At 36.9% G+C, this 23240-nt stretch carries 19 protein-coding genes and 1 pseudogene; 3 read left to right on the top strand and 17 right to left on the bottom strand.

Going from position 1 to position 23240, the window contains the following annotated elements; translation table 11 throughout:
- Positions 1-37: 37 nt before the first annotated feature.
- The 5 genes from adhE to IGM13_RS03845 all read right to left on the bottom strand — a co-directional run bounded on the left by adhE (position 38) and on the right by IGM13_RS03845 (position 6227).
- Entirely contained in the window at positions 38-2635 is a 2598-nt protein-coding gene (gene adhE, locus IGM13_RS03865; protein ID WP_002388933.1) for a bifunctional acetaldehyde-CoA/alcohol dehydrogenase, read from the bottom strand.
- A 155-nt stretch (positions 2636-2790) separates the two neighbouring features.
- Positions 2791-3096: a post-transcriptional regulator gene (locus tag IGM13_RS03860; RefSeq protein ID WP_002383337.1), complete on the bottom strand. Its 306-nt coding sequence runs from the start codon at positions 3094-3096 to the stop codon at positions 2791-2793.
- Positions 3097-3357: 261 nt separating this feature from the next.
- Positions 3358-3756: a preprotein translocase subunit YajC gene (gene yajC / locus IGM13_RS03855; protein WP_002383336.1), complete on the bottom strand. Its 399-nt coding sequence runs from the start codon at positions 3754-3756 to the stop codon at positions 3358-3360.
- Between the two features lie 60 nt (positions 3757-3816).
- Positions 3817-4962, bottom strand: a complete 1146-nt coding sequence (gene tgt / locus IGM13_RS03850) for a tRNA guanosine(34) transglycosylase Tgt (RefSeq protein ID WP_002355772.1) — start codon at positions 4960-4962, stop codon at positions 3817-3819.
- Between the two features lie 158 nt (positions 4963-5120).
- Positions 5121-6227 carry an iron-containing alcohol dehydrogenase family protein gene (locus tag IGM13_RS03845; RefSeq protein WP_002376081.1) on the bottom strand — a complete coding sequence of 369 codons (1107 nt, stop codon included), beginning with the start codon at positions 6225-6227 and terminating at the stop codon, positions 5121-5123.
- 170 nt (positions 6228-6397) lie between these two features.
- Between IGM13_RS03845 and IGM13_RS03840 the strand changes: the two genes are divergently transcribed.
- Genes IGM13_RS03840 through IGM13_RS03830 form a run of 3 tightly spaced genes read left to right on the top strand, consistent with a single transcriptional unit; the run spans position 6398 to position 9746 of the window.
- Positions 6398-7861, top strand: a complete 1464-nt coding sequence (locus tag IGM13_RS03840; protein WP_002355770.1) for an ABC transporter permease subunit — start codon at positions 6398-6400, stop codon at positions 7859-7861.
- Positions 7854-8576 (top strand): amino acid ABC transporter ATP-binding protein, encoded by a 723-nt coding sequence (locus IGM13_RS03835; RefSeq protein ID WP_002355769.1) that lies wholly within the window; start codon positions 7854-7856, stop codon positions 8574-8576. The genes IGM13_RS03840 and IGM13_RS03835 overlap by 8 nt, the downstream gene beginning before the upstream one ends.
- A gap of 15 nt (positions 8577-8591) precedes the next feature.
- Positions 8592-9746: a pyridoxal phosphate-dependent aminotransferase gene (locus IGM13_RS03830; protein ID WP_002355768.1), complete on the top strand. Its 1155-nt coding sequence runs from the start codon at positions 8592-8594 to the stop codon at positions 9744-9746.
- A 46-nt stretch (positions 9747-9792) separates the two neighbouring features.
- Here IGM13_RS03830 and IGM13_RS03825 read toward each other — a convergent pair whose 3' ends face one another.
- The 12 genes and pseudogenes from IGM13_RS03825 to mutM form a co-directional block, all read right to left on the bottom strand.
- A complete protein-coding gene (locus IGM13_RS03825) occupies positions 9793-10104 on the bottom strand; it encodes a hypothetical protein (RefSeq protein WP_002419368.1) in 312 nt (103 codons plus the stop codon).
- Positions 10105-10119: 15 nt separating this feature from the next.
- Positions 10120-10980: a hypothetical protein gene (locus IGM13_RS03820; protein WP_002419369.1), complete on the bottom strand. Its 861-nt coding sequence runs from the start codon at positions 10978-10980 to the stop codon at positions 10120-10122.
- Entirely contained in the window at positions 10970-13036 is a 2067-nt protein-coding gene (locus IGM13_RS03815; protein ID WP_002419370.1) for a cellulose biosynthesis cyclic di-GMP-binding regulatory protein BcsB, read from the bottom strand. Before IGM13_RS03815 ends, IGM13_RS03820 begins: the two co-directional genes overlap by 11 nt.
- A gap of 14 nt (positions 13037-13050) precedes the next feature.
- Positions 13051-14313, bottom strand: coding sequence for a glycosyltransferase (locus IGM13_RS03810; RefSeq protein WP_002415919.1), 1263 nt, complete (start codon positions 14311-14313; stop codon positions 13051-13053).
- Positions 14310-15893: a hypothetical protein gene (locus IGM13_RS03805; RefSeq protein WP_002419371.1), complete on the bottom strand. Its 1584-nt coding sequence runs from the start codon at positions 15891-15893 to the stop codon at positions 14310-14312. Before IGM13_RS03805 ends, IGM13_RS03810 begins: the two co-directional genes overlap by 4 nt.
- Positions 15883-17403 (bottom strand): annotated as a pseudogene (locus tag IGM13_RS03800) (hypothetical protein). The gene IGM13_RS03805 and the pseudogene IGM13_RS03800 overlap by 11 nt, the downstream one beginning before the upstream one ends.
- A 13-nt stretch (positions 17404-17416) precedes the next feature.
- Entirely contained in the window at positions 17417-18625 is a 1209-nt protein-coding gene (locus IGM13_RS03795; RefSeq protein ID WP_002415916.1) for a hypothetical protein, read from the bottom strand.
- Positions 18626-18706: 81 nt separating this feature from the next.
- The gene (gene dnaI / locus IGM13_RS03790) at positions 18707-19636 is read right to left on the bottom strand and encodes a primosomal protein DnaI (RefSeq protein WP_002355760.1); all 930 of its coding nucleotides are present in this window, start codon (positions 19634-19636) and stop codon (positions 18707-18709) included.
- Positions 19636-21045 (bottom strand): replication initiation and membrane attachment family protein, encoded by a 1410-nt coding sequence (locus IGM13_RS03785; protein WP_002385033.1) that lies wholly within the window; start codon positions 21043-21045, stop codon positions 19636-19638. The genes dnaI and IGM13_RS03785 overlap by 1 nt, the downstream gene beginning before the upstream one ends.
- Positions 21046-21060: 15 nt before the next feature.
- Positions 21061-21543 carry a transcriptional regulator NrdR gene (gene nrdR / locus IGM13_RS03780; RefSeq protein WP_002381296.1) on the bottom strand — a complete coding sequence of 161 codons (483 nt, stop codon included), beginning with the start codon at positions 21541-21543 and terminating at the stop codon, positions 21061-21063.
- Positions 21544-21722: 179 nt separating this feature from the next.
- Positions 21723-22322 carry a dephospho-CoA kinase gene (gene coaE, locus IGM13_RS03775; protein ID WP_002390402.1) on the bottom strand — a complete coding sequence of 200 codons (600 nt, stop codon included), beginning with the start codon at positions 22320-22322 and terminating at the stop codon, positions 21723-21725.
- Positions 22319-23161 (bottom strand): DNA-formamidopyrimidine glycosylase, encoded by an 843-nt coding sequence (gene mutM, locus IGM13_RS03770; RefSeq protein WP_002419374.1) that lies wholly within the window; start codon positions 23159-23161, stop codon positions 22319-22321. Before mutM ends, coaE begins: the two co-directional genes overlap by 4 nt.
- Between the last annotated feature and the right edge of the window lie 79 nt (positions 23162-23240).

Raw genomic sequence — 23240 nt, 5'->3', positions numbered from 1 at the left:
AGAACATTAATGTTCTGGTCTCTTTATTTGAGTTCTTTTATCCTACATAAGCATCTAAGATAATTTGTTTTAGTTCACTAATTAATGGTTCTTTCGGATTTGCAGTTGTACATTGGTCTTCATATGCAAGTTCTGCCATACGATCAACCGTTGTGTCTAATGTTTCTTGTGAGACACCTTGGGCTTTCAAGTTCATGTCAATTCCGACTGATTTACCTAAGTCTGCTACTGCTGTTGCTAAAGCTTCTACTAATTCTGCGGTAGTATTTCCTTTTAAGCCTAAGAATTTTGCAATGTCTGCATAATCAGTATCGGCGCGGAAGTAATCATATTTAGGGAACATTGCGTGTTTTGATGGATCTTTCGCATTGTAACGAATAATATGTGGTAATAAAATCGCATTTGTACGACCATGTGGAATGCCATATTCCCCACCAATTTTATGAGCAATAGAGTGACAAATACCTAAGAATGCATTGGCAAATGCCATCCCTGCCATGGTTGATGCATTATGCATTTTTTCGCGAGATTCCATATCTGGACGTTTCACTGAATTTTCTAAATGATCGAAAACTAACTTGATTGCTTGTAAACTTAAACCACGTGTGTAATCTGAAGCCATCACGGAAACATAAGATTCAATAGCATGTGTTAAAACATCCATACCTGTATCTGCAGTGACTGAAGCTGGCACAGACATTACGAACTGTGGATCAACAATCGCTACATCTGGTGTTAACGCATAGTCTGCTAACGGATATTTCACGTGTGTTTCACTATCAGTAATAACGGCAAATGGTGTAACTTCTGAACCAGTTCCTGAAGTAGTTGGGATACAAACAAATTGTGTTTTTTCTGGTTTGGCAATTTTATATGTCCGTTTGCGGATATCTAAGAATTTTTGTTTTGCACCAAAGAACTCTGTATCTGGGTGTTCATAGAACATCCACATGCCTTTCGCCGCATCCATTGCAGAACCGCCACCCAAGGCAATCACTGTATCTGGTTGGAAATCAACCATCATTTTGGTACCTGCATAAACAGTATTTGTTGATGGGTTTGGTTCAACATCAGAAAATACTTCGATTTTCACATCATTTTTACGTTTTTGTAGCTCTTTACGTACGATATCTGCATAGCCAAATTGAACCATACCTGGGTCACAAACTAACATGACACGTTCAACATTTTCCATTTTTTGTAGATATTGTAAAGAATTTTTTTCAAAGAAAATTTTTGGAGGTAATTTAAACCATTGCATATTATTTCTCCGTTTCGCTACCGTTTTAATATTAATTAAGTTAATGGCTGATACGTTTTTAGAAACAGAGTTTTTCCCGTATGAACCACAACCAAGTGTTAAGGATGGAATCATTTCGTTATAAATGTTACCGATACCGCCTTCTGCTGATGGAGTATTCACTAAAATACGACAAGCTTTCATACGTAAACCAAAAGCAACTTGTAACTCTTCATCTTCTGTATGAATTACTGCTGTATGTCCTAAACCACCTAAGTTTAACATCGCTTCACATAGTTCAAAAGCATGCTCTGCATTGTTTGATTTCATCATTGCTAAAACTGGCGATAATTTTTCTCTTGATAATGGATATTCTGGACCTGCACCTTCTAATTCAGCGACTAAAATTTTTGTGCCTTTTGGTACGCTAATTCCTGCTAATTCAGCAATTTTTTCTGCAGAGTTACCGACAATCGCTGGATTTACTGCGTATTTGCCTTCATTCATCACTGCATCTTCTAGTTTTTGTAATTCATTCGGTTTCACGAAGTAAACATTGTGTGCTTCAAACTCAGCTTTGACAGAAGCATAAATTTCTTTATCCACAATGACCGCTTGCTCAGAAGCACAAATCATTCCATTATCAAATGATTTTGAAACAATTAAATCATTAACAGCACGTTTTACTTTAGCCGTTTTTTCAATATAAGCTGGTACGTTCCCAGGACCAACGCCTAGTGCTGGTTTACCTGTTGAGTATGCAGATTTTACCATACCTGCGCCACCAGTTGCTAAAACAATGGCAATCCCTGGATGATTCATCAAAGCAGATGTTGCATCAATCGATGGTTGTTCAATCCATTGAATACAATTTTCTGGTGCACCTGCTGCAATCGCCGCATCCCGTACAATACGTGCCGCTTCTGCCGAACATTTTTGTGCGCTAGGATGGAAAGCAAAAACAATTGGATTTCTTGTTTTTAAGGCAATTAGTGATTTAAAAATAGTTGTTGACGTTGGGTTTGTTGTTGGTGTGACCCCACATACCACGCCAACTGGCTCAGCAATTTCCATTAAACCGGTTTGTTCGTCTTTGTTAATTACACCCACTGTTTTATCATGTTTAATATTATTCCAAATGTATTCAGATGCATACATATTTTTGATTGCTTTATCTTCATAGATTCCACGGCCAGTTTCTTCGACAGCCATTTTTGCTAAAGGCATATGTTGGTCTAACGCCGCCATTGCCATTTGATGGACAATGTGATCTACTTGTTCTTGTGTAAAATCTTCCATTGCTTTTAAAGCGACATTCGCTTTTGTTGCTAATTCATCAATCATTGATGAAACATCAACTGTTTCTGTCTTTTCTTTTTTTACTGTTTTAACCATGTTCATCCTCCTAAGAGTTTCATTTTAAAAAAACTTTGTTAACTATTTCACATTCACATCATACAACATAAAATGGATCTTGTAAATAGTTTTTGTGATATTTTTCACAACTATTTATAATTTTTTTATCTCAAAAAAAAGACCTATTCTTTTTTCTAGAATAAGTCTTCAATATCATGCCAGTCCCTTAAAGGTTTTTTTGATGTCTGTGCCAATAATTGTTGATAGTCAAAAAATTCATTTGGCTTAACCTTCTGAATGTCTTTACGACAGTCTTTGACAGATAAATGGGTTTGTTTTTTCCAACGATAGGTGAGTAAATAAGTCAATAAATCTTCTTCGTTGATGGAAGAATAACCTAGTTCACGAAAATTTTGGCACTTCTTTTTAATACTTTTATTGAGCATTTTTTGTTGTAACCAACTTAATTTTTCCTTTGTCATGGGCTCTTCTCCTTCCAACCAAGCGAAAGATTGCTCACTATTTAACTATCTTCCAACATTATAAAAAGGAACCTTTTTTGTAAACTTAATAGTTAAAAAGGACTTAGGACGTAAGTCCAAATGACCTACCTTCCTAGTCCTACATTTTAAGATAAACGACACGAGCGGAATAGGAATTATCTCTTCTTATTGGCTTTCTCGCGTGACTACTGGTCACAGTTTCGCCTTTGAAAAGCCTGTTCCGCTCTCTTTAACCATTAAATGAATCAGTTGATTCGTTTAGTCTTTCTTTTCTTTTGAAGGATCTGATGTTTCAGGAACTTCAGTTACTTCTTCTGTGACTGTCTCTTCAACTTCTGTGACTGGTACACTAGTTACTGCTGAATCATTTGTAACAGCAGTTCCAGGTGTTACAGTTCGAATTGCTGCACGGTCAAATTCTAAGACAATACCTTCGCAATCGATTAAAACTGTTTTTTCGTTGATTTCACTTAAAACACCATGTAAACCACCAATTGTGACAACACTATCGCCAGTTTTCATTGCGTTTAGTTGTTTTTGACGTTCTTGCTGTTGTTTCTTTTGAGAACGTGTCATGAAAAACATCATTCCTCCTAGAAGGACTAATGTAAAAATCATTGTAAATCCGCCACCCATTTGTTTCACCTCACTCTGCATTATTCACACTACTAACTGTATCAAAAAAATGCTTGAAGAACTAGTTTTTTCCTCTAATTTTTAGAAACTTTTTGCATTCGCTTTATTAAAGCCATATTCTTCAAAAAACGCTTGTCGGAATTCTAATAAATTGTCGTCCATAATTGCTTGACGGACATTTTTCATTAAGTCTAACAAGAAGTATAAATTATGATACGATGTTAAACGGATTCCGAATGTTTCATCACATTTAATCAAATGACGAATATAGGCCCGCGTATAATTACGACAAACATAACAATCACATTTCTCATCAAGCGGACGAAAATCTCTTGCATATTGGGCATTTTTAACAACCAAGCGACCTTGTGAAGTCATACAAGTACCATTGCGCGCAATACGTGTTGGTAACACACAATCAAACATGTCAATCCCACGAATCACTCCATCAATTAATGAATCAGGGGCACCCACACCCATTAAGTAACGTGGTTTATTTTCAGGAATTAACGGTGTCGTAAAGTCTAAGACTCGGTTCATTTCTTCCTTAGACTCACCAACAGATAAGCCACCAATCGAATAGCCAGGAAAATCCATACTCACTAAATCTTTAGCACTTTGACGACGTAAATCTTCAAATCCCGCACCTTGAACAATACCGAATAATCCCTGTCTATCAGGATTCGCATGGGCTTTTAAGCCACGCTCGGCCCAACGAGAAGTCCGTTCAATCGAGCGTTTGACATACTCATAGCTTTCATCAAATGGTGGACATTCATCAAAGCTCATCATAATATCTGATCCTAATTTATTTTGAATATTGATCGCTTTTTCTGGAGAAAGGAACATTTTTGAACCATTTAAATGATTTCTAAAATGCACACCTTCTTCTTCGATTTTCCGCATATCACTTAATGAGAAGACTTGGAAGCCACCTGAATCAGTTAAAATAGGTTGATCCCAGTTCATAAATTTGTGTAAACCGCCTGCTTCTTCGACTAAATCTTCACCTGGGCGTAACCATAAATGGTAAGTATTACTTAAAATAACACCGGCACCCATTTCTTTTAATTCTTCTGGTGACATTGTTTTAACTGTCGCAAGTGTACCTACCGGCATAAACATTGGTGTTGGAAATGTGCCGTGAGGAGTAATTAATTCACCTAAACGCGCACCTGTGTGTTTATCTTTTTTAATTAAACGATAACGAATGGCTGGTTCCGTCATTCATTTCCCTACTTTCTACTATAATTTGTCCTCCCATCATCATACTTTTTTTTTATTGAATTTGCAAGGATTTCTCAAGGTTTCTTTTTTCAAAAAAGGATCCTTAAAAAACAGCAACTAGTTCAAATAATTCAAATGAACTAGTTGCTGTTTGGCGCTTATTTTGTCGCTGTATATTTTTCTAAATCTTGCATCGCTGTTTTCACAATTTCAGGGGTAATTTTTTGTTTCATATAATGAATCGTTTCGCCTTCTATACAAGCACGTTCTGCTACTTCTTGATACTCGGCTTCAGTTAAGTCCATGTCCATTTCTTTTAAAGAAATAGGCAAACCTAGTTGGTGATAGAAAGGAATCAATTCAGCGATTTCTTGCCATTTCTCTTCAATGGCTAATTGAACAAACACACCATACGCCACTTTGTTTCCATGCAATTGTTGATGGCTAGCTGGCAGCAAAGTTAGTGCATCATGAATGGAATGGGCACCCGCTGTCCGACCATAATCATCGCCAAAGCCACCCACCATTCCACCAATAATTAAATTTGTTTCGATGACATCAATAAACGATTGATTTAATTGTTGCTCTTCCATCGCTTTTAAAGCATTGATACTTTCATTTAACAAAATATCGCGGCATTTTTCCGCGGCAAAATGAGAAACTTGAATAGGTAACACTTGGACGTCTAACTGCGAAATAATCGCATCTGCTTCGTACCATTTAGCTAATGTATCCCCAATACCTGCCACCATTAAGGACCGAGGCGAATGCAATAACACTCTTGGTTCTACCAACACCAAAGCGTTTGCTTGCGGAAAAACGTCATACCGTTCCATTGCTCCATCTTCTCGATACATTACACTCAATGGCGTGCACGGTGCACAAGTAGCTGCTAAAGTGGGCAAAATAATTACCGGTAACGCCATTTTGTGTGCTAAGGCTTTGCCCAAGTCGGCCACTTTTCCTCCACCGACAGCGACGATGGCCTCTAAATGATTGTCCAGCACTTGCGCTTCTAACTCTTGCACACGTTGATCTGTACAAACACCTCCATAGTTTTCAAAAACAGCTGTTACTTTTTGAAACGTCGGAAAATACGGTTTTGCCGCTTGCCATGACTCAGTCCCGTGTAAAATGAATACACGATGAATATTTCTGCATAATAGTTGTCCTTCTAATAATTCCCACGAACCAATTTCGCAAAGATACTCTTGTGGTGTCCCTCTCACAATTAATGATTGTTCCATCTTGAAAATCCCCTTCATTTTTGACTTTTGAAAATTTTTTTGAAAAAGTTGTATTTTTTCAACTCTACTACTTTTCCTTTTACATATTCTATGATATGATAAACCACATCATAACACAATAAATTTTTATACATTTATTCGCTTTTTTTGAATATTTATAAAAATAATACAAAAAGGAGTTTACGCAAATGACCAAATGTAAAAAATGGCTACAGACGATTTTACCAATTTTATTCTTGTTGCTCTCATTATTACCTATTAAAGAAACTTTTGCAGCCGAAAACGATCCAGTCTATGACAAAATCATCCAAAAGGGAGAACTAGTTGTCGGCTTATCCGCAGACTATGCCCCTTATGAATTTCATGCAAAAGTAGATGGTGAAGATAAAATTGTCGGTTTTGATATTTCTATTGCTCAAAAAATTGCTGACGATTTAGGCGTTAAATTAAAAATCGAAGAACTAGGCTTTGATGCTCTGTTAGGGGCCTTAAAAACTGGCAAGATTGACATGGTCATCTCTGGCATGTCGCCAACGCCTGAACGATTAAAAGAAGTAGCTTTTTCTCAACCATATATGAACGTTCAACAAAGAGTCATTGTTCGGAAAGAAGACAAAGATAAATTTCATTCCACTAAAGATTTCGAAGGCGTTCGTGCAGGTGCCCAAAAGCAAACGACACAAGAAGAATTAATTAAAACCGAATTAACCGGTGCTGTCCCTACTTCTCTTCAAAAAATTCCAGATTTAATTATGAATCTAAAAAATAATAAATTAGATGCAGTCGTTATGGAAGAACCGGTTGGCGAAGCCTATGTTTCTCAAAATGAGGATTTAGCTTTTGCTGATGTTACCTTTGAAAAAGGCTCAAAAGATACTGCCGTTGCTTTTCCTAAAGATGCGCCCGTTTTGACGGAGAAAGTAAATGCCTCTATTAAACAAATTAATGATCAAAAATTAATGGACGGTTATAAAAAAGAAGCCAATCAATTAATGTTCCAAAAAGATCAAAGCTTTTTACAAAAGTATGGAAAGTTCTACCTTAACGGTGCAGGCTATACCATTTTCCTAGCTTTCATTGGTGTTTTGTTTGGTGCCATTTTAGGGGCATTACTTGCCTTAATGAAGTTAGCCAATTCCAAAATTTTACGTGGCATTGCCATTGCTTATATCGAATATGTTCGTGGCACTCCTTTGCTTGTTCAAATTTTTATTGTCTATTTCGGGACAGGCGTTCTTGGTTTAGACTTATCAAAAGTAGCAGCTGGTTGTATTGCCCTTTCTCTAAACAGTGGTGCATATGTAGCAGAAATTATTCGTGCTGGTATTCAGGCAGTTAATAAAGGACAATTGGAAGCTGCTCGTTCTTTGGGAATGAATCAAAACCAAGCAATGCGATACATCATTTTCCCACAAGCTATTAAAAATATTTTACCAGCGTTAGGCAATGAATTTGTTACAGTAATTAAAGAATCTTCCGTTGTTTCAGTCATTGGCGTTTCGGAACTAATTTTCCAAGCTGGCAACGTTCAAGGAGCAAGTTTTAAACCCTTCTTACCTTACTTAATTGTATCGTTGATTTATTTCGTCCTAACCTTTACTATCTCGCGTCTATTAGGTGTTGCTGAAAGGAGAATGAGTACTAGTGATTAACATTAAAAACTTACAGAAAACATTCGGAAAAAATGAAGTACTTAAAGGAATTGACTTAGAAATTGAAGCTGGTGAAGTTGTCGTAATTATTGGCCCTTCTGGCAGTGGTAAAAGTACTTTTTTACGTTGCTTGAACTTATTAGAAACACCAACTGGTGGCAGCGTTGAATTTGAAGGAAAAAATTTATTAGATAAAAATACCAACATTGATCAACTTCGTCAAAAAATGGGAATGGTATTCCAAAATTTCAATCTTTTCCCGCATAAAAATGTCTTGGAAAACTTAACGATTAGTCCTGTTAAAGTAAAAAAAGAAGCCGCTGCTGAAGCCACAGAACATGCTCTTTCTTTACTGGAACAAGTTGGTTTATCAGATAAAAAAGAAAATTATCCCGCTCAACTTTCTGGTGGGCAACAACAACGGGTAGCGATTGCTCGCGCTTTAGCCATGCGTCCTGACGTGATGCTGTTCGATGAACCAACTTCTGCCTTAGACCCTGAAATGGTGGGCGAAGTGCTATCCGTTATGAAAAATTTAGCTATTGAAGGGATGACAATGGTAGTGGTTACCCATGAAATGGGCTTCGCAAAAGAAGTTGCGGACCGTGTCATTTTTATGGATGCAGGAATTATTCAAGAAGAAGGCACACCTGAAGAAATTTTTGATGCGCCACAAAACCCAAGAACACAAGATTTTCTAAGAAAAGTTTTATAAAAAGGAGCACCTGGTATGGATCGCAAGAATATCGCAACACGTTACCAACAACCTACTGAAAATTTACTCATGGATATTGCAACATTGGCGAAAAAGACCCCAAATTTAATCGATTTATCGATTGGTGACCCTGACTTAATTACCGATGAGCGGATTATCGAACAAGCAGCTAACGATGCCAAAAATGGGCATACAAAATATACCGCTTCTGATGGTAGCGAGGCATTCATTGAGGCGGTCATTCAGTTTTATCAGTCACATTATCAATTATCCTTTCAACCGAATCAAGTCCGGGCCACAGTTGGCGCTCTGCACGGAATGTACCTTGCCTTACAAGTGATTCTAAATCCTGGAGATGAAGTGATTATTCATGAACCTTACTTCTCTCCTTATAAAGACCAAGTCCTTTTAGCAGATGGTGTTCCGGTCTTTTTGCCAACCTATGAAGAAGATGGTTTCCAAATTGATGTAGCTCTTTTGAAAGAAAAAATCACGCCTAAAACCAAAGCGATTATTCTAAATTCACCGAATAACCCGACAGGCGCTGTTTTCTCTGAAGAAACTTTCAGAGAAATCGCACAGGTAGCGATTGAACACAATTTATACATTCTTTCAGATGAAGTTTATGAAGCCTTTTGTTTCCAAGAAACGTTTACTCCCATGGCTACGTTTGCTCCAGAAAATACTATCACTTTTGGTAGCTTTTCAAAGGCCTTTGCAATGACTGGTTGGCGTATTGGTTATATGATTGCCCCAGACTATATTAACGAAGTAGCCAAATTAATTAATGAAGGCGTTACGTATTCTGCGCCTACGTTGTCACAGCAAGCAGGAATCTATGCGTTACAACATTTTGACGAATTTGTAGACCCAATCGTTGAAGTGTTCCAAACACGTTTAGAGTATGTGGCCCAACGAGTAGCAAAGATCCCTTTCCTTTCGCTTCATCCAGTCAAAGGAAGTATTTACGCCTTCATTAATATTCAAAAAACTGGACTAACTTCCGTCCCTTTTGTGGAAAAGCTTTTAAAAGAGACACAGGTATTAGTGATTCCTGGAAAAGCATTTGGTGAAACAACGGGCGATGAGTACATTCGCTTAGCCGCAACACAAAATTTAGATTTATTAAAGGAAGCGTTCGATCGAATTGAAAGAATGACCTTTGAATAAAAAAGCTTCTGCATTAGCTAATAATCATAGCTAATGCAGAAGCTTTTTAGATTTCTTCTATCAATTCAATCGCTTGCCCACCAACATGCGGTGGAATCGACATAGTCATCGGCGGCAAGCCTACGACTGTGAAACGGACTTTTGTCCCTTTTTTCAAGTGAGACAGTGGGATACTTTCCTCTAACTGTTCAACAAGTATGTTTAAAATTACCCCATGAGAAAATAAGGGCACGATGGATTCTGGATCACTTTCTGCTTGGATATTTTCTAAATGCAATCGCATTGACAATGGCTGCGTCTCATTTATCACACCAGCCTCTGCTAAATTCCCTGTAAAAACAGCAATTTTTTCAGTCATTTGTTTGCCTCCTTTTTAAACATCATATTGAAGAGAATTAATTCCATCCCCTAAAAATTCTGAAGCGTTGTTAAATTCGGCAGGATCATATTTGGTATAGGAAACTTGTAATGTCAAAGTAATATTCCTTAAGGTTTCAGAATGGGCAAATTTCTCTTGAGCTTGTTGTTTGAATTCTTTTCTAGTAGTGTATCCGTCATCCCCATCGCGGAAAATTAATAACGCCCAAGTTGGCGGTGTGCCGTCGATAAAGTATGGTAAGAAGCGATCATCCGTTGTCTCTTTAATCGCCGCTGTCACGATTTGTAGCAATTCATTTTTTTGTTCAGGACTTAATAAGTTACGAATACTTTCCCAATAGGCCACTCGGATCACGACTAAATATAACGGCGCTTCATAACGTGTAGAAATGTCAGAAAATAAATCGAATCCTTCTTCGTACATTTTTGCTGTTCTTAAATTGGTTACTGCATCTAACGCATTTAACTGAGAAGTTTCTTTACGTAAGCGAATATTTTCTTCTTCAATCGTACGAATTTGATAAGTCACTGCATAGATTGTTAAACAGTAGAGCGGCGGCATGATTAGCCAAAATAATGAGCCATAGCTAAACAAATCATGATAGACATACTGATATACAACATAAGTCAATTGTAGAAAAATAAATATAAGCGAAAATGTTAACCCCGCTGTAATCCCTACAAAATAGGTAACAATAATTAAGATAACTGAAATTAATAGACAACTTAAGTCCACAAAGAAATCATTCGTTCCTAAGGCCATAAAGATGGTTGTGCCGACAACCAAAACAATTCCTGCCAACAAAGTTAAATCCAAAAGTAAGGTCACTCGTTTTTGATTCACTCTATTCCCCACCTTTCAAATTCTTCTTCACGATGAAGAACGCACTTAATCCAATAATGGTCATACCAATTAAGAAGACAAATAGATAAATCATTAATTTATGATTATTGACAATTCGTTTACCTAATGATTCGTTGCTAACGTTGCTTACACGTTTTTTGAAACGATAATCATAGCGACGATAGTTCGGATCGACCACAATGGCATCTCCTTTGTACATAGAAGTATTCTTCTCTGTATTTACTTGTGTAGAGGCTAAAAAGACACCTTGTGATTTAGCTCCTGTTAAGATTAACGCCGCAGCTTTCGCATTATATGGAGAAAACATTAACTGCGCCGTACCGATTTGTTTGCCATAATCTTTTTCAATGCTCAGTTTCTCGTTTGAAACAAAACGTGTGAAGTCCTTATCATAATGGAAATACAACTGATCGTTTAACTTACGAATCATCGGATTATCCTTAGGCGTACCAAAAATAATCAAGTTATGATTTTCTAATGCCGCATTTTTAGGCGCTTTTTTATAATACGTAATCTCACCGACATTACTTTCGGCATAATTACCAATTAAGTTAAATAAATTGGTCAACACTTTAAAATAGTTGTCGTCCATTTTTTCTGGTAATAAAATCGCTAAATCAGCAAAAGAACGGCTTCTGATAAAAATGTTCGGATAGTTGTTAAATAATATGTCATTCAGTTCTTCTGTTTGAATAAACGCATTTGAATTATTTTCAATAAAGGCCCATGGAGTCTGACCATTTCGCAAAACTTCTGGTGATTTAACATTCAAATCAAAAGCAACTTTTAAAACAAAACTATCAGCAATTTCTAAGTTCTTTGGAAATTCGAGATTTAATTCATCACCGTTCGCACGAGCAGCGCTTAATTTCTTGCTGCCAATTGGTTTATCATTGGCATAGACCGTCACTAAAGAAGAATCAAAATCTAAGTTTTCAGCGTATTTAAAATGAAAATGCACGCGACTTCCATTGGCATTGTTTCGATCCACTGGTAAATTGACAAAGTACGTTTGTTCTTGGTGATAGGCCCCTTCTAGCTTATCCCCCGTTGAGGTTAATGGATAATTTCCATCAAATTCTAAAGTTGAACTAAACGTATCGGTATTCTCATCAACTGTTGTCTCTTCTTTATCTGTTTGGGTCATTAATTCATAGTTTGCTAAATAACGTCCCGCACGAACAAGTAAGTCCTCATCTTTAGAAGTAGCTACTAAAACATGCTTATCTGGTTGATTGAAAAATTTTAAGACAGCCTGGTCCTCCACACGTTTGCTATCGATTTGACTTTTATACTGATCTGGTAATTTATCATAGCTGGCAATAATCAACTGATAGGGTGCTGACTGTTCTTTGTTCAAAGAAGCCATTGGTAACAATTCTTCTGAGGTAGTAATCAAACGAGCAGCACCAGCTAACGCATGGGTCGCTGCAGCTAATTCTTTTTCCGATGCATTTTCTGGTGTCAAAATAACACTGTGTTTATTCGCAATCGTGTCTGCTCCCACAAAATGATTATAAAAAGAATGAATCGTATTCTCTGGTAATTGTAAATCGTATTGGAAGTTTACGTTAGATCCTTCATACATCGTTAACCAATTTGCCGGAGTTTCAATTAAATTATACATGTCGTTTCCTGCCTGATTAATAATTTGGCCCTCAACAGTCAATGTATTTGTCTCTTTAATCAGTTCTAAAGGGATTTCAATCGTCTTTTGTTGAATACCAGTCGTATTTTCAGGACGCCAAGAATAAAACTTCACACCATTCACTGCCACAGTTAAATCTGAGGTCTGATTATTTTTTAATTGTGTGATTTGGTAGGTCATATTGAATGATGCTTTTTTTACATCCCAATAATCAATTTTTGTAAAATACATGGTGCTACGGACAGAAGTACCTGTTAAAGAGATTGTTTTATTTTGAAAAGGTTGTGTAAAGGTATGGTTGTCTTGTTCTTTGTTTTCGGCGTATACGGTCGGACTTGCGACACCAATTAGAATTGCCAGAAAGAACAACCCTATTAAAGTGACTGTTTTTTGTTTCATTGCACGTTTCCTCCTTATTTAAATCGTTCAGTTTTGTACCATTTTGTTTGTGTTTGTTTATGAAAAACATTTTCTTTAATATACATCACCATGCCATAAGCGGCGACTACTAGCCACATCTGACTGTATGTAATATACATCAAGGCAATAATTAAGATATTCTCTAAAGTCATTTCGCCTTTTTCGGTTGTAATACTGACAAAAGTACTGAAAATAAATAACAAAATCGCTAACAACCATAAGGAATTGCTAAATCCTTGCAGGGTCGTTGTTAAGTAACCAGACATTGATAAAACTAACATGATGTCTGACAAAACGAGCGATGTCATTAAGAGAAAATAAATAGACAAGAAATATAAAATATCAAAACGGATCCGACTCGCTTTAGGATTAAACAATAATTTAGCATTTTTAACAATGACATAAATATTGCCTTTGACCCATCGCGTCCGTTGTCGGAACCAAACAGACAAAGTTTGCGGCTCTTGCTCCCACGTCACTGCTTTTGGTTGAAACTTAATTTTATAGCCCATCATATAGATGCGAAAACTGATTTCTGTATCTTCGGCTAACGCTTTGTCATCCCAGCCGCCAATGGCTTCAATAATACTGCGACGAACAATGAAATTTGTGCCAGGAATCGTGCATAACTTAAATAATTGAAAACGACCGGCTTGTGCCATCCATTGAAAGGCAAGTGTTTCGATATTAATAAAGCGTGTCAACAGGCTTGCATTGCGATTTCTCGTTCTAAATTTACCAATAACCGCGCCGTATTCCTCACTAGCAATTAACTCTCCAACTAAATAACGGAGTGCATTCGGTTCAGGTGTATTGTCCGCATCATAAATGGCAATCACGTCCCCCTTGGCTTGCTTGAAACCAATGTTTAAGGCATTAGACTTACCTTTCCCACCTGTTATATTGTCTGTATTAATAATCTGCAAATTTCGATTAACCGCCTTTTTTTTGACATTCGCTAAAAGCTCGGCACTATTATCACTTGAGTTGTCATTAATCACAATAATTTCATAGCGATCTTGCGGATAATTAAAATTCAATAACGCTTCAACTGTCCGCACAATGACAATTCCTTCATTATGGGCCGGCACCATAATTGAAACAAACGGTGCATCTTCGTCCTCTACAGGTGGCGGTGCGACAGGATCTGTTTTTAAATAATAAACATAGCCAAAAATAACTAAGAGAATATTTACAATTAGTAGACTCCAAATAATGATAGTTGCTGTTAACATTACAATGTCAGCAATGGTCATTTGTCTTCCTCCTTATTAATATATTTCGACCGATAATTCTTTCGTCCAATCATAAACAAAATAATCAGGATGATTAAAGTCAGTGTAACAACGCCAATCAAAATATTGTTTGTGATACTGAAAAAGAATGAAAATAACCCTGTAAATCGTTGTTTTTCAACTGTTGAGGCCCCTGTATCAGCCAAACCATTGACAATTTGATTGTTTAAGAAGAACCGATTATTCCGAAATTCGATTTTCTGCGTTTGTGTTTGAACAGTGAAATGTTGATCCGCTTCTGAAACACTAAACACTATTGGTGCTTCTTTGACTTCTTGAATTAGATGATCCACTTCTTTTTTAGAATTTGGAAATGAAAAACTAATGGTGGTCGGCATTGGAAATCGATAGTCATTCGGATTATCTTTATCCGTCCATTCAATCCCCGATAAATAATCATACGGTAAATCAAACAAAGCATTCTTATAAGTGATTGATTCTCCCGTTTGGTTCCGATAAAAAACACGTTCAATCGGCGGATTTTCTCTTAGAATCACTGTATCACTAATTGCTAGACCATCCTCTTGGTATTGAAGGTCTTGATTCCAATATCCTGGAGCAGAAATGCCTACTGGATAGACATGTCTGTCGACCAATAAACTAATCTGCTGCGCCATCAATTGTTTCAAGGCACGTTGGTCATTTAAATCAACATTATTAACGACCGGTGTTTCTAAGAAAATAACCCCCGTCGAAGCAAATGCACGTAACGCATTCGTAAATAGTTTATAAGGTAAAATCGTATTGTTTTGTGAAACGCTCGTACTGGATAAAATATAAGGATACGTGGTTTTAACTAATTCTTCTTGCAAATAGGTTGCCACAGACATATCTCTTAACGGGTTAAAATCAGAAATCGTCAAAAACGGCCGTGACATTTTTTCACTTTCCAGCCATTGACTAATCACGTCCAAGCTTTCTAAAAAAACAGCGCCTTTGCGTTCAAACATTGGTAGAAAAGCATGCCCATTCTCAATTACACCAAATGGATATTCTTCTGGTACTAATTCTTGTGTTTTTAATCGACCAACTGTCTGACCTTGCGTATTTTCCAGCACAACTGATTGATCTTGAAAAGGCAATACTTGAGAAAAGCGTTTTTTTTCATCTTCTAACCGATATTGACGATGACTTAATTCTTTCCACGTACCGCTAAAATATTGTTTTTCATCGTCACGCATGTTTCGACCAATGTGTAATTGTTTACCTTTAAAATGAACTCGATCTGCTAGAAAATCAGAGGCAATAACGCCGGCTTGTTCAGGCCAATTCACCATAGAAATCAAACTGTCATAGCCATCATTTAGCAATTCGCCAGGCACATAATCTGACACCGCCACACTCTGAACTTCTACTCCAAAACTCGTCAACACTCGTTGTAAAGCATCCACATCATTTTCTTTTTTTCCAGCAATATTCAAGCTGTCATAGACAAGTAAGACATGTTTACTTGGTGCAGCCAGCGCCGGTTTAGCAAAGCCGCAAAAAACGAAAAAGAGTAAGACACACACCCAGCCAATAAGATATTGTTTATTTTTCAATTTTCTCTACCTCCCCAATGACTTGTGGTGTTGTATCTTGCCACATTCGTTTACCAATAACATCAGAAACAATTTGTAACAAGAGAAAATCTAAAAATACTGAGACTAAAAACAAATGACGTACTAAGTCACTATCCCCATCAATAATAATTGTTGAAATGAAAACAACTAATAAATTTAGATAAATCCCTGTCATTAAAAAGAAGCGAAAAACTAATCTCGGTTCGTTTCTCTTGAGTCCTCTGTATAAACCAACGCCATATAAACCAAACAGGATCACGCCTAATAATAGATAGAAAGCAAAGTTTTTAGGAAAAAAGCTGGCTTTAATACGGTTATACACCATAAAAAATTTAGATTGTTCTAGCGGTGCACGCCCCGTCGTTTTCTCAAAATTCCCCACATTATTAGGCTTTACTAAGTAAACATTTGGGACCGCTGAATTCAGTCCTTGCCATAATTCAGATGGATAATTTAAATAATTCAATAACACCCATCCAAAACTCGTTTTATCAAAAAAATCTTTTTTCATTTGTTCAGAAGTTGGTGATACAGGACTGTATTCTTCAAAGTAGGAACGTCCCTTTTGCAACCCATATTGCGGGTTAATTCCGCCCTCTGACATCCGTTTATCTGGAACCTTACTATCCTTCATTACACCGCGCGTCATACTATGGTAGACATCACGTTCATAGATATCGTTAGGGACAATAAAAGCTGCTAACGTTGTAAAACCAATCAGTGCAATTAAAAAGGCCGTCATTGACAATCGTTGATAACGTTGTGACAAGTAGACAAAAAATCCTAATCCAGCAATAATTACACCAATAATCAGCAAATATTCTTGGCGTGTTGTTCCTATTAAAAGTACTACTGCTTGTGCCAAGATAACTAAGATTATTCTTCTGAGCCAAGTTCGTGGTTTCGTCACCCGATAAAAATAGACAGAAAATGCTAAGACACTCACAGAAAGTAAAAAACTCGTCGCTTCTGTATAAAAGGAATTAAAATAAATCGTATAGGAGGTATCCCCTAAGATGAAAATAACCAACAAGGAGATAAGATAACTTTTTTTCAAAGATACGTCTTCGGTTAAGCCTCGTACCAGAATATAAATTGACACTAAAAAACAACTAAGATAAACGAAACCTAAGAAACGAATATCGAAAAGTGTTTGACTATAAAAAAGTTTATTAAGCCAAATGGCAACGGTAATGAAAAATTGTTAAGTGGAAACAAAGTGCGTCGTTGTTTCATTAAAATAACGCATAATTGAAAAGTCCTTAACAAAATAGGCCACATTGTCGTAGCTATCACCATTGACACGATAAAGACTATTTGAATTTAACACACGAAAATACTCGCCATTATCTCCCAAGCCATTAATCGGATAAACAAATAACAAAATGCTTGTCACTAACCCAATCCCTAAAACGGCCAAAAGACTTGGAGAAATATAACGACTCAACCATTCAAAAGCCGAGTTCATGTGTTTTTTGATCTTTTCCATGCTTTCACCTCATCTAGAAATCATAGGCCAAAAGAGCCATTAAGTTATTATAGGAATAGACTTGTTTCGTAACTTTATCACCAAACCCTCCATAAATCGGGCTGCTTGAATCCATAATTTGAAAATTATTAAGTACTGTAATTGCCGCACGATACAACTCTTTGTCATTTTCGGCAACACCAATTAAAGCCGCTATCGCATAACTGGCTGCAGATTGATTTTTATCCACAGGCGATCCATTTAAATCATACGAGTTAAAAAGCGTTCCTTGCTGAACTTGTTTTCGCACAAAATCAATACTAGTCTGCTTCGCCATACCCACTTCACTTAAATGGACAATCGTTAATAAAGATTCAATAATATTAAGTGTTCCGTTGTTTTCGTATTTATTTGTTTGATGATTAAACTTCGTTTGATAAAGAGGTAAATCATCAGAAATATAGCCATCGTCTATTAATTGGTAATGATACTGCAAGTAGTCTGCTGAAATCCCAAATTCTTTGTATAGATAACCCAGCGTAATTAAGTCAATATAAAACAAAGAAGTTTCTGAAGACTGTTGTTTTGATTTACTATCGTAAAAATCAATTAGAATATTATCTTTCATAGAGGTTTTCATAAAACTCTTACCTAATTTTTTAATTTCTTGATCATACTGATCTGTGTTAAAATGCCCACCTGCTTCAATCAACGAACGAATGATCCGTAAATCATCAATCGAGGCATTGACATTGTACTTATTGCCTTGCTCGTCAATTCGGTAACTAAATTGGACGCCGTCATAAAAAGTGTCTTTCGTCTGCTTATAAAAGTTATCAAAACGTCCCTGCGTATCAAAAGCTAAATCCCGCAAATATAGACCAGAAGACTCACTTAGCAACTCATGTCCTGTAGCGACATCTTTGCGTTCAGCATCTGGTAAATAATTGGTTAAAAAACCGCCGTCTGTTTTGAGCCGGGTTTCAATAAAAAACTTCAACAAATCTTTGCGCTCAGCTGTTTCTTTTGTGTGAAATTCATGTTTTGTTAAAAAATGTTGTTTGTCTGTCGACATTAAGCGTTGAATTTTTGGATTCACTTTTTCCACCTCTACTTTATAGGATTTTTCTCTAAACAAAAGAAAATATCCTCCCAGAAGCACCACGAATACCCCAATAAAAATCCAAAGTTTTCTCTTCATTGTTACGCCTCTTTTCCTCACTTCTTTATTGTCAGTGTACACAAAAGTACTTGTTTTTGCGAAACTTACGCTACCTCTTCAAGCGCAAGAAAAAAAGCAATCCATAAAAATAAAAGGATTGCTTTAACCGTTTCGTCGATCATTTCCTGTCATCGTAATCTCTTTTGACAGATAACGCACACGTTCCATAATTCGTCTGGCTTTTAGCGGCTCTTGTTCTCCTCGTTGCGTCACGGTTAAATGCTCTTCTAAAGCTTTTAAATCTAGATTGGAAGAGAAAAAAGTAACTAATTGTTCTTGCATTCGGTATTGCAAGATTACGCTTAAAACGTCGTCACGAATCCAACTAGTCATGGATTCCGCACCAATGTCATCAATCATTAATATAGGGGATTTTTTTACTGCATCGAGCTTTTCACCAACTTGATCGCGACCAATGGCTTGTTTCATTTCTACTGTAAATGTTGGAAAATGAACAATTGTCGTAGTAAATCCACGTTCTGCTAAAGCATTAGCCATCGCACCTAATAAGAAAGATTTTCCTACACCGAAGGGGCCTTGTAAATAGAGCCCTTTATGAAACTCTTTTGGTGTCGCAGGATATTCTCTTAAAAATTGCATTGCTTCTGCTAACGCTTTGGCTCGACCTTGAGAAGATGGATCGAAATCTCGTAAATTTGCTTCTCGGACATCTTTTGGCATGTCCATTGCCCTTACTCGATTGCGAATTTCTTCTTCCTTCTGACGGGCGATTAAATCAGCCGTTGGGACATATGTTACATCAATGTAATGAAAATTCAACATTAATCTTGGCTCATAGCCGGGGGCAATCATTGCCGGATCGTTTAATTGAAATTTCTTTTTTTCTTGAACAAATTCATACAGCTTAGCATAACTTTTACGAATATCTTCATCGGTTAAACGCTCTCGGTTTGCTTGTATAAAGGCTTGAACATCTTGATCTTTCAATACTTCGTTAACCAGCTCTTCATATCGTTCATTGATGTCACGCTTCTGGATAATTTTTGACATTTCTTTTCCTACGTCTTCCATCATTGGTCACCTCCTTGGTTTAAAAATTCTTGAATTTGGCGATCTAACTCGGCTTGTTCTTCTGGGGAAAGTTTTGTTTCATCGTTTGGCTGATCGGCCCATTCTGGCAATCGCTCTTGTCGAACAGTTTGGCGTTTCCCTGAATAATTTTGTTGTCGCTGTTTTTGTTTGGTTTGGCTTTGTTTTGCCAATTCTCTGACATGTTCAATTGCTTTTTCTGGTGAATGAATGCCACTTTGTCCCCATTCATTCGCAATTCGATTCACATACTCCGCTTTTAAAGTCGGTTGTTGTTGAATGTTGTAAACATAGTTAATCAAAATATTAATCACACTAGTCGGTAAGCCTGATTTGGCAACCAAATATTTCACTAATGAACGTTCTTGTGGTGTCGTATAGCCGCCTCGACTATTTTTTAAAGCTTCTAAATATTGAATAGGCGGATTCTTTTCACTATCCATAATCATTTGAATATCCAGTTCAGAAAAACCATTCATTTTTAATGCGTTATATCGATACGTTTGTTGCTCTTCCACCGTCAATTGTGCTTGCTTGTTTGTCACTACGTTTGTTGGTTGTGGTTTTTTATCAGGATCAAACGCTTGATGAATCGTTCGCACTAATTCCTTAGGCAAAATTCGACTTGTATAATAGTCAAATGATTTCGAAGCAAAGTCTACCATATCTAACTCATTGATGCCATATAATTGATGAAAAACATAGACTTCTTCTTGAAAACTAGCCTCATCTTCAGGCAATTGTAAACCTAAGCGGTGCAAACCTTCCACAAAATAGTGCCAATCAAAAGAATCCGTTGATACAGAAATTTTCTTCGATTTTTCTTGTTGAGAAAAAGTTTCTTGAATCGTTGTCAATCGGTTCGCCTCGGAAACAATTTGTTCTTCTTTAAAGGCATAAACCTCTTGAAAGCTAGCGGAAACATTTTGATAGCCCTCTGTTTTGGTAGGATGCGGTTGGAACTTTTGCACTAATTGATCAAATTTCCGTTGTCCAACCCGGTTAAATAACACTAAAGCTAACACTTCATCTTTAAAAAAACGAGCGGCTGTTTCAGGTGCTTTTAAATAATATAAATAACAATCTCCTAATTCCCGATCTGTTTTTTTATACGTTTCTAGCAACCCAATGCCTTCTAATTTGTAGCAAGCTTCTTCTAATTGTTGGCAACTCAAGTCCAGCAAACTAATTAAATCTGCATGAAACAGCGAGCCATTCTCCTCTGAGTCTGTTGTTTCAGATAACAAAAGCCAATATAAACTAAACGCATTGGCGCCGACAATTGGTTGATATAAAAAGGTTAAAACCTCTTTCTCTTGATCAGAAAGCGGTGAATCAATAACCGCTTGAAAAATATTTTTTGGTTGGATTCTTTGCCGATTTCCTTTCAAAGAAAGACCTCCTTTTTAATTTTCTGAGTCAGGAGAAGAAGATTTTGCTTTGTCGACAATGTCCTGTAACTCTTTCAAAAACACGCTCATATCTTTGAATTGTCGATAAACACTCGCAAAGCGGATGTAGGCAATTTCATCTAGATTGACTAAATCTTCCATCACATATTCACCGATAAGCGTTGTAGAGACTTCATTTTCCCCTAAACTACGCACTCGATTTTCAACATTATCGACAATTTGAACCATTTGTTCCATAGCAACGGGTCTTTTTTCCGCAGAGCGAATGAGCCCCCGCAAAATTTTATCACGATTAAATTCTTCACGATCCCCATTTTTCTTGATCACAAGTAATGGCGCCGCTTCAATTCTTTCAAATGTAGTGAACCGATAACTGCAATTTTCACATTCACGACGACGGCGAATTGCTCGTCCATCATCTGCTTGACGGCTATCAATAACACGGGAATTATTATGATGACATCTTGGACAACGCATAACGTTCACCTCTTCTATTCTGTATAATTTTTGTTGCCTATATTATAACATGAAATTGCGCTATTACTAGGTCTTTAGAACTGGTTCTTCGTTGAATCTTTGCCATTTTTTAATAAAAACAAAGACTTTCACTGTTTTTTCTGAAATTTTCAAAATATTTTACGCCATTAAAAAAATATTCACTTCTCTTCAGTTTGTTCCTCTAGCCACTTCTTCACTTGTTGTTCCGTTTCTTCTCTAGTTCCTTGATTATCAAACACGATATCTGCTCGTTCTTTTTTCATTTCAATCGGCCATTGGCTAGCAATTCGTTGTTGTGCTTCTTCTTCTGTTAATTGGTTTCGGGCCATCAGACGCTCTTTTTGAATCTTTTCTGGTACATATACCACAGCAACTTGATCCATAATCGCCTCATAATGAGCTTCATAAAGGAGAGGAATATCAACAATAACCAGGGCGGCTTTCTTTTTAGCTTCTTCAATTTGACGTAAAATTTCTTTTCTTAAAAAAGGTTTCAACGTTTCATTTAATAGCTCTCTTTTTTGAGGATTAGCGAAAATTAATTGTCCTAATTTTTTCCGATCCAATTCACCAGTTGTTAATACTATTTCTGGTCCGAAAGTTTCAACGATTGCGGCTAAGGCTGGTTGCCCTTTTGCAACAATTTCGCGGGCGATAATGTCGCCGTCAACAATTGGATAACCTGCTTTTTTAAAAAGAGCAACAACCGTACTTTTACCTGTCGCAATCCCTCCTGTAATGCCTAAAACTTTTGTCATTTCAATCGACGACCTTTCAATTGTTGGCATTGTGGACAATAATGCGTACCACGTTGTGCCACTTTTGTTTTAACAATTGGCGTACCACAACGATTGCAAGGTAAGCCTGTTTGCCCATAGACATTCAACGCTACTTGAAAAGTCCCTGCTTCTCCTAACGCGTTTAGATAGGTGCGGATAGTGGTTCCACCTGCTTCAACAGCGCGTGCCAAGACATCAATGATTGCTTGATACAACGTAGCAACTTCCGCAGGCTTTAAGAAATCTGCTGGTTGCTCTGGATGGATTTGCGCTTGCCAAAGTGCTTCATCTACGTAAATATTCCCCAAGCCCGTCACTAGCTTTTGATCTAACAGTAATGGCTTAATTGCCTTATGATGCTTTTTCAATCCTTGTTGAAAAGCAGCTAATTGAAAAACGTCTGGTGTTGGCTCTGGGCCCAAAGCTAAAATCCCTTTATATTGATGACCTTGATTCTTAGGAACCAATGTCATACGGCCAAATTTCCGTACATCTAAATAACGTAATTGTGTGCCATCTGTAAAAGTAAACATTACATGGGTATGTTTGGCAATTTCATCATCAGCCTGATGAAACTCATATTTACCTTCCATTCGTAAGTGAGAAATCATATCATTATCAGACAATTTAAAAATCAGAAATTTTCCTCTTCGCTCAATCCCTTCAATCGTTTGACCAGCTAATTGACCTTGAAATACATCAACTTCTGGTGATTCAATAATTCTTGGCCAAAAAACAATGACTTCTTGAATGGTTTTTCCTACAACAAGTTTTTCAAGTCCTTTTCGCACTGTTTCTACTTCTGGTAATTCTGGCATTATTTTTGCTCCTTTATATAAAGAGGTCTGAACGCTTAGATACCAACGTCCAGATCCTACTTATCCTTATTTTATTCAT

Source organism: Enterococcus sp. DIV0561, assembly GCF_050539875.1.
GTDB lineage: Bacteria > Bacillota > Bacilli > Lactobacillales > Enterococcaceae > Enterococcus > Enterococcus faecalis.
Note: the sequence above shows the minus strand (reverse complement) of the source record. Positions and strands in the feature narration are given on the sequence as shown.